Source organism: Pseudoalteromonas sp. MQS005 (assembly GCF_001661605.1).
Taxonomy (GTDB): Bacteria; Pseudomonadota; Gammaproteobacteria; order Enterobacterales; family Alteromonadaceae; genus Pseudoalteromonas; species Pseudoalteromonas tetraodonis.
The window spans coordinates 1-6,773 of the sequence record NZ_LYRQ01000095.1; the positions used below are offsets into that span (position 1 = coordinate 1).

Annotated in this window: 11 protein-coding genes; 4 read left to right on the plus strand and 7 right to left on the minus strand. The window is 35.1% G+C overall.

Going from position 1 to position 6,773, the window contains the following annotated elements:
• Positions 1 to 112: 112 nt before the first annotated feature.
• Entirely contained in the window at positions 113 to 1,321 is a 1,209-nt protein-coding gene (locus tag A9479_RS19135; RefSeq protein WP_028835233.1) for a porin, read from the plus strand.
• Between the two features lie 95 nt (positions 1,322 to 1,416).
• On the opposite strand, the gene A9479_RS19140 is transcribed toward A9479_RS19135, so the two are convergent.
• Positions 1,417 to 1,599 carry a hypothetical protein gene (locus A9479_RS19140; RefSeq protein WP_013464950.1) on the minus strand — a complete coding sequence of 61 codons (183 nt, stop codon included), beginning with the start codon at positions 1,597 to 1,599 and terminating at the stop codon, positions 1,417 to 1,419.
• Positions 1,600 to 1,710: 111 nt separating this feature from the next.
• Here A9479_RS19140 and A9479_RS19145 point away from each other — a divergent pair, with 111 nt between their 5' ends.
• Positions 1,711 to 2,232, plus strand: coding sequence for a TetR/AcrR family transcriptional regulator (locus A9479_RS19145; RefSeq protein WP_028835232.1), 522 nt, complete (start codon positions 1,711 to 1,713; stop codon positions 2,230 to 2,232).
• Between the two features lie 630 nt (positions 2,233 to 2,862).
• Here A9479_RS19145 and A9479_RS19150 read toward each other — a convergent pair.
• Positions 2,863 to 3,186 carry an alpha/beta hydrolase-fold protein gene (locus tag A9479_RS19150; RefSeq protein ID WP_231893601.1) on the minus strand — a complete coding sequence of 108 codons (324 nt, stop codon included), beginning with the start codon at positions 3,184 to 3,186 and terminating at the stop codon, positions 2,863 to 2,865.
• A complete protein-coding gene (locus tag A9479_RS19155) occupies positions 3,183 to 3,692 on the minus strand; it encodes a GNAT family N-acetyltransferase (protein ID WP_064664295.1) in 510 nt (169 codons plus the stop codon). The genes A9479_RS19150 and A9479_RS19155 overlap by 4 nt, the downstream gene beginning before the upstream one ends.
• Before the next feature lie 133 nt (positions 3,693 to 3,825).
• On the opposite strand from A9479_RS19155, the gene A9479_RS19160 reads away from it, so the two are divergent.
• A complete protein-coding gene (locus tag A9479_RS19160) occupies positions 3,826 to 4,029 on the plus strand; it encodes a hypothetical protein (protein ID WP_013464954.1) in 204 nt (67 codons plus the stop codon).
• A 15-nt stretch (positions 4,030 to 4,044) separates the two neighbouring features.
• Here A9479_RS19160 and A9479_RS19165 read toward each other — a convergent pair whose 3' ends face one another.
• From A9479_RS19165 to A9479_RS19175, 3 genes are all read right to left on the minus strand, one after another.
• Positions 4,045 to 4,515: a GNAT family N-acetyltransferase gene (locus A9479_RS19165; RefSeq protein WP_028835228.1), complete on the minus strand. Its 471-nt coding sequence runs from the start codon at positions 4,513 to 4,515 to the stop codon at positions 4,045 to 4,047.
• Between the two features lie 17 nt (positions 4,516 to 4,532).
• Positions 4,533 to 4,727, minus strand: coding sequence for a CPXCG motif-containing cysteine-rich protein (locus A9479_RS19170; protein WP_013464956.1), 195 nt, complete (start codon positions 4,725 to 4,727; stop codon positions 4,533 to 4,535).
• Positions 4,728 to 4,819: 92 nt separating this feature from the next.
• Positions 4,820 to 5,419: a MepB family protein gene (locus tag A9479_RS19175; protein WP_064664296.1), complete on the minus strand. Its 600-nt coding sequence runs from the start codon at positions 5,417 to 5,419 to the stop codon at positions 4,820 to 4,822.
• A gap of 123 nt (positions 5,420 to 5,542) precedes the next feature.
• On the opposite strand from A9479_RS19175, the gene msrA reads away from it, so the two are divergent.
• Entirely contained in the window at positions 5,543 to 6,139 is a 597-nt protein-coding gene (gene msrA / locus A9479_RS19180) for a peptide-methionine (S)-S-oxide reductase MsrA (RefSeq protein ID WP_028835226.1), read from the plus strand.
• A gap of 143 nt (positions 6,140 to 6,282) precedes the next feature.
• Here msrA and A9479_RS20025 read toward each other — a convergent pair whose 3' ends face one another.
• Positions 6,283 to 6,450, minus strand: a complete 168-nt coding sequence (locus tag A9479_RS20025; protein ID WP_167380509.1) for a hypothetical protein — start codon at positions 6,448 to 6,450, stop codon at positions 6,283 to 6,285.
• Between the last annotated feature and the right edge of the window lie 323 nt (positions 6,451 to 6,773).

Consider the following 6,773-nt stretch of genomic DNA (forward strand, 5'->3'; position numbering starts at 1 on the left):
AAAATAAGCCACACCTTAATTTAACTGACGTAGAGCTCAACGCACTAGTTATCGCTTAAGCAGATCTCAGGTTAACTATAAAAACGTCTTTAATTTAGGCAAGGCACACACAATGAAAAGAAAATTAGTATCGCTAGCAATTGCGGGTATTTTAGCTGCTCCAAGTGTTTCAGCAGTAGAAGTGTTTAAGGATGAAAAAAATACAGTCGCAGTAGGCGGATATATTGATGCGCGAGTGATAAATACTCAAGGTCAAAACGAAATCGTCAATGGTGCCTCACGAATTAATTTTGATTTTAAACGCCAACTAAAAAACGGCTGGGAAGCAATGGCTTTAGTTGAATGGGGTGTCAACCCTGTTGGCAGTAGCGATATTGTATACAACAACCGTTTTGAATCTATTCAGGATGAGTTTTTATATAATCGTTTAGGTTATGCAGGACTTAAACACGATAAATACGGCCAAATTACGATTGGTAAACAATGGGGTGCGTGGTTTGATGTTGTGTATGCAACAAACTACAGCTATGTTTGGGATGGTAACGCTGCCGGTGTTTACACTTACAACAAAGACGATGGTGCAGTAAATGGTACTGGTCGTGGTGATAAAACACTGCAATACCGTAATAGCTACAACGACTTTGACTTTAGTGTTCAAACTCAGTTAAAAAATAGCGCTTTTTATACTTGCGATGTAAGTAATATTACAGAATCACAATGCCAAGCAAATTTTGAGTCTGGAGATGCTGCTGCACAACAAGTTGAATTTAACTATACGTTTGGCGGTGCAGTAACCTATAACGTGACTGATAAGCTAAAACTGACCGCGGGTATTAACCGCGGCGAGTTTGAATTAACGTATGGCGACGGAACAACCCGCTCTGTTGACGATTTAATTTATGGTGCAGGTGTTATTTGGGGCAATATTGATGCGCCAGGCTTGTATGTAGCCGCTAATATCAACAAAAACGAAAACCACGATACAGATAACATAGGTCGTTTAATTAAAGATGCGATTGGTATTGAAACATTTGTGTCGTATCGCTTTGATAACGATTTTAGACCATTTATTGCCTATAACTTATTTGATGCAGGTGATGACTACGTAATTCAACCAAACTTTAATGCCGATCCTAACGATGTATTTAAGCGTCAGTTTGCAGTTATTGGTGTGCATTACTTAATTGACCAAGACACACAACTTTATGTAGAAGCACGTAAAGACTTTGGTGATTTTGAAAGTAATAATAAACAGCAGCAAGCGCTAATGGAGCAATCTGAAGATGACGGTATTGCTTTTGGTTTTAGATACGTTCTTTAATATCAGTTGAGCTTTCAAGCTTAAAATCACAAAGCTAAACTTAAAGCCCTGCAAAATAGCAGGGCTTTTTTCGATTTGTTTAGTTGAAGCTTGAGCTATTTTTTCTTAAATGCTTTTTTTAACGCACGCGTCCCCTCTGTTGGCCCTAGAATAAGCCATAAAAAAGCAACCCCTCCTGGGACTAAAACTACTTTTAATATTGGCCCTAGCAAATAAGAATAAAAATAAATTAGTGGAATAAAAAGTACATAACCAATAACACGTTTGATAAACTTCATGTAACACCCTTATAAAAATGAGCGTGCTCACAATATTAATTGAGCGCGCTCAATTAATCAAATAATGATTTAGCCCTTTTATTTAAAAAACAAGTAAAGCATTGAAATATAATGAGTAAAAAAGAAAAGACACGCGATAAAATTTTAGCTTCAGCATGGGAATTATTTTTGCTGCAAGGTTACGATCACACATCAACAAGAGAAATAGCGGTTGCAGCCAATGTTGCTGTAGGTACAGTGTTTAGTCATTTTGAAAATAAAATTGATTTATTGATGGCCGGTATGCAACAACAAATAGCCGTTATTATTAACCAAGCAAAGCAGTTAGATACGCAGCACTCCCCTCGCTTAAAGTTACGTCATTACGCTCATCCGCTTTATTCTTTTTATTGTGAAAATAGTGAATTTAGTAAGCTATTAATTAGCGACATCATTTGGAGAACGTCTTTTTTTAAAGCGCAGATGGATGAATTTAAACAACTGCTTTTTAGTGAACAACCGAAGTTTGATGAAACAAAAGCAAGCGTAATGATGGACTGTTATTTTATGACCTTAATAGATGGGTTAAACGATCCCTTACCTAATGCTGAAAATATGCTTAGACAGTTAAGTAATAAAATAGCGCTTTTGTAATTAAGTCCTAAACGTATAGACCGGTGCTGATATAAATAAAGCACCACCCACCTTTTTTGTTATTTAAATTCTTTATTTAACGATCCAGATAGCCAAACTCAATAAGCGTTATAAACCCACCACTCCACTTATGAGTAAATCGATAATTTATATTACCCCATTGCTAAGATTACATTTAAACACAATTAAGTATGATGTGTTCTTTCATGTATTACCTTACATCCACCAGCCATTTACACCATAAAATAATTTATAGCAAAACGGCTTAACTGTACATATACACAGTTAACATACGGTTTTCAGTTAACATTTATTTAGCCTCTAAATAAATAATACCAATTCGCTTAATTAAGTGGTCTATTTTGAGGCTGGAAAAACGAGTTGATAGCTAGGCAAATAATTCGCTATTTAGTTGTTCTAAATGAGAGTTTTTTAACACAGGTAGCGACACGTTTAGCCCCGCAAAATGATTAAGTATTATTGCGGATTGGTATAAGTAGCTCCTGCTCTATAAAAGCTAAAAACAAATCAGCTTTACCAAAAAGTTCAGGCGAAGTTTCATTGTTAGGTCGAGGATTTATATTAACGTCCTTCCTTGCATAAGGTGGCACAAGATCACGATTTCGAGTATCAGTAAAAAAACTGATTAGGTATGGCAACTAAAATAGCCTCATTCAATATACTTTCAGGATTTAATGCTTTTAGCGCCTTATCCCAATTAGCTAAATTAAAATTACCGTCTGTTTTTATAAAAAGTGGATAAGCTTTAGTTTTATCATAATTGTTAGGTAATCTTATAAATACTTTTCGAGACTCTTCAAGCACTTTCGAATCTAGGGTTACATCAACAAAGTCTGAAACATTATTTTGATAATAACTAAACCCAGTTATTACAAACCCAAATACACTAACAGCTAACAATACATTTAAAATAATCGTTTTTTTAATTCTCATACGGGGCTCATTTTAGTTAATTGCTTATGCCATACGCCACTATTAAGTTGCGGGTTAAATACAAAGCCAAGTTTAGTGAGTAAGTTATAACAGCGTACATTTTTACCATGAATTTCTGCATATAAGTGCTCAATGTTTAAAGAGCTATGCACTTCACTGACAAAGCCTTTAAGTACTTCTTGCATTAAGCCTTGCTGCCAATAAAAAGGATCGAGTTCGAAGGCCAAATAAGCACTTTGGGTTTGTTTACATATTTTATATAAGCCACATGTACCCAGTAGTTTGCCACTCATATTATGTTCAATAGCGAGTCGAATCACTTCACCTTCGTAATATCCGCTTATATCATCTTGAATTAATTGTTTAATATGGTCTTTGTTTAAAGGTGTTTTATAGTCATTAAACTCATACACTAACGGGTTATTTAAAATAGTTAATAACGCTGAGCCATGTTTGTGAGTAATTAAACGTAAGGTAACGCGAGGTAATTTTATAGTTTTAAACATGCTAATGCCGTACAGAGTAAACAAGTTCAACCACTGCAGCATTATAAATAACTACAGCGCTTTAAATAGAACTTTATAGAATGGCATTATTAACTTACCATACCGTATTCACAAGCATTAATTGAGATAAACTATGAGTGACAATTTTAAAGTAATACAACCAACTACTACTGTTTACTGCCCAAAACGTGGTGAAGGTTGGACCCTTACCGGCATTACTAATATTAACGAGTTTACGTCGGTTATGTTTGATGGTGTACGTTACACCTTACCAGCGAGAGAAATTGTAGAGCAGTTGTTGCCTAACCAATTAGCGCGTGAACAGCAAAATAGCTAAATTAAAGAAAATTTATCACTTAACCATATGTACACAGTTTTCTGGTAATGGGCTTAAGTTTTGATTTTCTGGGGTATTAGCAGCAACTTTAAAGCCTAGCTTTTTATAAGCCGATACTGCTGCTAGGTTGTTTTTATAAACAAACAATGAGCAATCATTAACATTTAAGTTTAATTGCCCATGTTTACATAATGCTTTAATTAGGGAGGCTGCAATTCCCTCCCCCCTTCGTATAGGGTTTACTATTAAACGCGCCAAATGACATTTGTTTTTTTGTTGATAATATTGCCCAAAAGCGAGTAATACGTTTTGTTGTCCAACCAATACAAAAGAAGTCGAGACATCAAGGTTTAAGTCTTCAATAAAAGTCTGCGCCGTAAATGGGTACCTAAAGTAAGGGCCAGCCCATTGAGTTATGTCATGTTGATCATTAAACCAACTCATTAGCTCGATAATATGCGTATTATTAAGTGGTTGTAATGTCATTCGCCTTGTTGATTCCTTCAAAACGCATCATCTTCGCTATACACATTTACGCCAAGCTCGTCTTCATCATCAAACACCACAAACGTAATGGGCTTACAGCATACTTGACAATCTTCTATGTATTGCTCATCAATATCAGCCACATCAATTAATACTTCTATGGTTTCGCCGCAGTAAGGACAACTGATTGACTTTTCAGTTAACTGGTTCATATTTCACCTGATATTTGTATGATTGTGTGATCTCACTTTAGTAAACAACCTTATATATGACAATGCTCGTAAAGTGACTTAATAATTCAAATTTAAACAGCGTTAGCTAAAATATTGTTTAACTTAATTAAATCAACTAAGCCATGTTGGTTCTGATTTAAAAAATAATCGCATTGCCAACGCTGAGTGACTATAGCAGAATTACTAAATGCGCCAGTCCCTTTTAATGCCCTACTTTCGCTCCAAGGCGGAAATACTCTAAAAGCCGTTTTGCCTTTATGGTTTCTACCTGTGACGATGCCTTTTTTAACTAACAACTCAACTGGAAATAAAAAGAAACCTTTTTGTATATTTGCTACTTGGTTATTAATAGTGGTTAATCCATCACTTGAAACCGCTACTAATAAATAGTCAAACTCATTGGCAAATGGAATTGGTTTAGAATTACTCAAATCCGCTGGGCGTTTCCATAGTGCTAAAAAAGCGCCAGGTCTGTCGGGTGTAATTTTAGCTTTTCTGTAAATTATACGTTTTTGGTTTAAAGTAAATGCATAGCCATGGTATTGGGCATTTTGATTATGAGGTATCAACTCATCAGCGTTTGGTAGTTTATACCCTGAGGGAGCAAAGTTGTTTTGTAAAATGATTAATAATTCATCATGCAAATGATCATTCGTCATTAAACTTTTCATATCTCGCATCCGTTTTATATAAAGTGAGTTCAAACCCTTCAGCAACTTTGTAATGAAAGAGTTTTTAAAGTTAGCGGGTCTTACTATACAAGTATTTATACATAACTAAAGGTGAACATTTTTATGAAACACACATTAGCGCTAGCATTGACCTCTGTGGGGCTTTTGTTTAGCTCATTAACATACGCTAAAACCGAACAAGCTATTTTAGCCGGTGGCTGTTTTTGGTGTATGGAAAGTGACTTTGAAAAACTCGAAGGTGTAACCGATGTGATCTCAGGGTTTACTGGTGGTGAACTTAAAAATCCAACCTACAATGGTAATCACCAAGGCCACTACGAAGCTGTGCTGGTTACCTACAACACTAATGTATTAAGCTATCAAGATATTTTAAACCATTACTGGGTGAATATTGATCCTTTTGACGCAAAAGGTCAGTTTTGTGATAAAGGCCCAAGCTACCGTAGCGCAATTTTTGTAGCCAATGAGCAGCAACGAAAGCTAGCTCAAAAATCTAAACAAGCCGTTATGAATGAGTTTACTAACCAAACAGTGGTAACCCCTATTCTTGATGCTAAAACCTTTTACCCTATAAAGGGCGATGAAAGTTATCACCAAGATTATTACAAAAATAATCCTATTCGTTATAACACCTATCGCTGGCGTTGTGGCCGTGATAGTCGCCTAGAAGACATTTGGGGCGATAGAGTTACCCACTGAGTTTAAAAAACCAAAAGGCTGCAAAAAATGCAGCCTTTCTAATATTTAAGCAAAGTAATAGCAGACTAATTATTTATTCTATGCTCAAAGCTGCAAGCCCACTTAAACAATTCATTTTTTAAGACGGTTAAATAGGCTTCCTATCATGACGATTTCTTTTTTATAGGAAACACCTTAAACCAAAATGCCATTTCAAAAACAAAGCCCGCAATAATAAAAATAAATAAGCCAGTAGTGCTACCATAAGAATAACAGGCAATAGCAGCAATAATTAATGCAGCTAAAATCAACCATTTTATAAACACATTCATCTTTAATACCTTCAGTTCTGTTGATTTATCGTGGCAAATTCCATTTAGGTAATCAGATCCTATGCATCATGATTATTCCCCAAAAAAGTGTGTCTAGCGTAATTACTCGTTTATTGTTTGTCTATTAAAACGTATCGTAAAATGTTACGCATTGTTTCTACTGAGTTTTTATTTTAAAAAACGCGTTATTTACAGAATCTTTAATTACTAATACCTCAAGTAAGTACACCTTCGCTCACAATAATTTATTAAATGTTCTAATACAAAGGTAAATTTTTTGTTGCCACAAAAGGGACTAATGAGTACTTTAATTAAATAATTAG

What these genes read in the sequence shown, in the direction of transcription:
- A9479_RS19135 (WP_028835233.1), top strand. Translation starts at nt 113, where the DNA reads ATGAAAAGAAAATTAGTATCGCTAGCAATTGCGGGTATTTTAGCTGCT.
- A9479_RS19140 (WP_013464950.1), bottom strand. Translation starts at nt 1,599, where the DNA reads ATGAAGTTTATCAAACGTGTTATTGGTTATGTACTTTTTATTCCACTA.
- A9479_RS19145 (WP_028835232.1), top strand. Translation starts at nt 1,711, where the DNA reads ATGAGTAAAAAAGAAAAGACACGCGATAAAATTTTAGCTTCAGCATGG.
- A9479_RS19150 (WP_231893601.1), bottom strand. Translation starts at nt 3,186, where the DNA reads ATGAGAATTAAAAAAACGATTATTTTAAATGTATTGTTAGCTGTTAGT.
- A9479_RS19155 (WP_064664295.1), bottom strand. Translation starts at nt 3,692, where the DNA reads ATGTTTAAAACTATAAAATTACCTCGCGTTACCTTACGTTTAATTACT.
- A9479_RS19160 (WP_013464954.1), top strand. Translation starts at nt 3,826, where the DNA reads ATGAGTGACAATTTTAAAGTAATACAACCAACTACTACTGTTTACTGC.
- A9479_RS19165 (WP_028835228.1), bottom strand. Translation starts at nt 4,515, where the DNA reads ATGACATTACAACCACTTAATAATACGCATATTATCGAGCTAATGAGT.
- A9479_RS19170 (WP_013464956.1), bottom strand. Translation starts at nt 4,727, where the DNA reads ATGAACCAGTTAACTGAAAAGTCAATCAGTTGTCCTTACTGCGGCGAA.
- A9479_RS19175 (WP_064664296.1), bottom strand. Translation starts at nt 5,419, where the DNA reads ATGAAAAGTTTAATGACGAATGATCATTTGCATGATGAATTATTAATC.
- msrA (WP_028835226.1), top strand. Translation starts at nt 5,543, where the DNA reads ATGAAACACACATTAGCGCTAGCATTGACCTCTGTGGGGCTTTTGTTT.
- A9479_RS20025 (WP_167380509.1), bottom strand. Translation starts at nt 6,450, where the DNA reads ATGAATGTGTTTATAAAATGGTTGATTTTAGCTGCATTAATTATTGCT.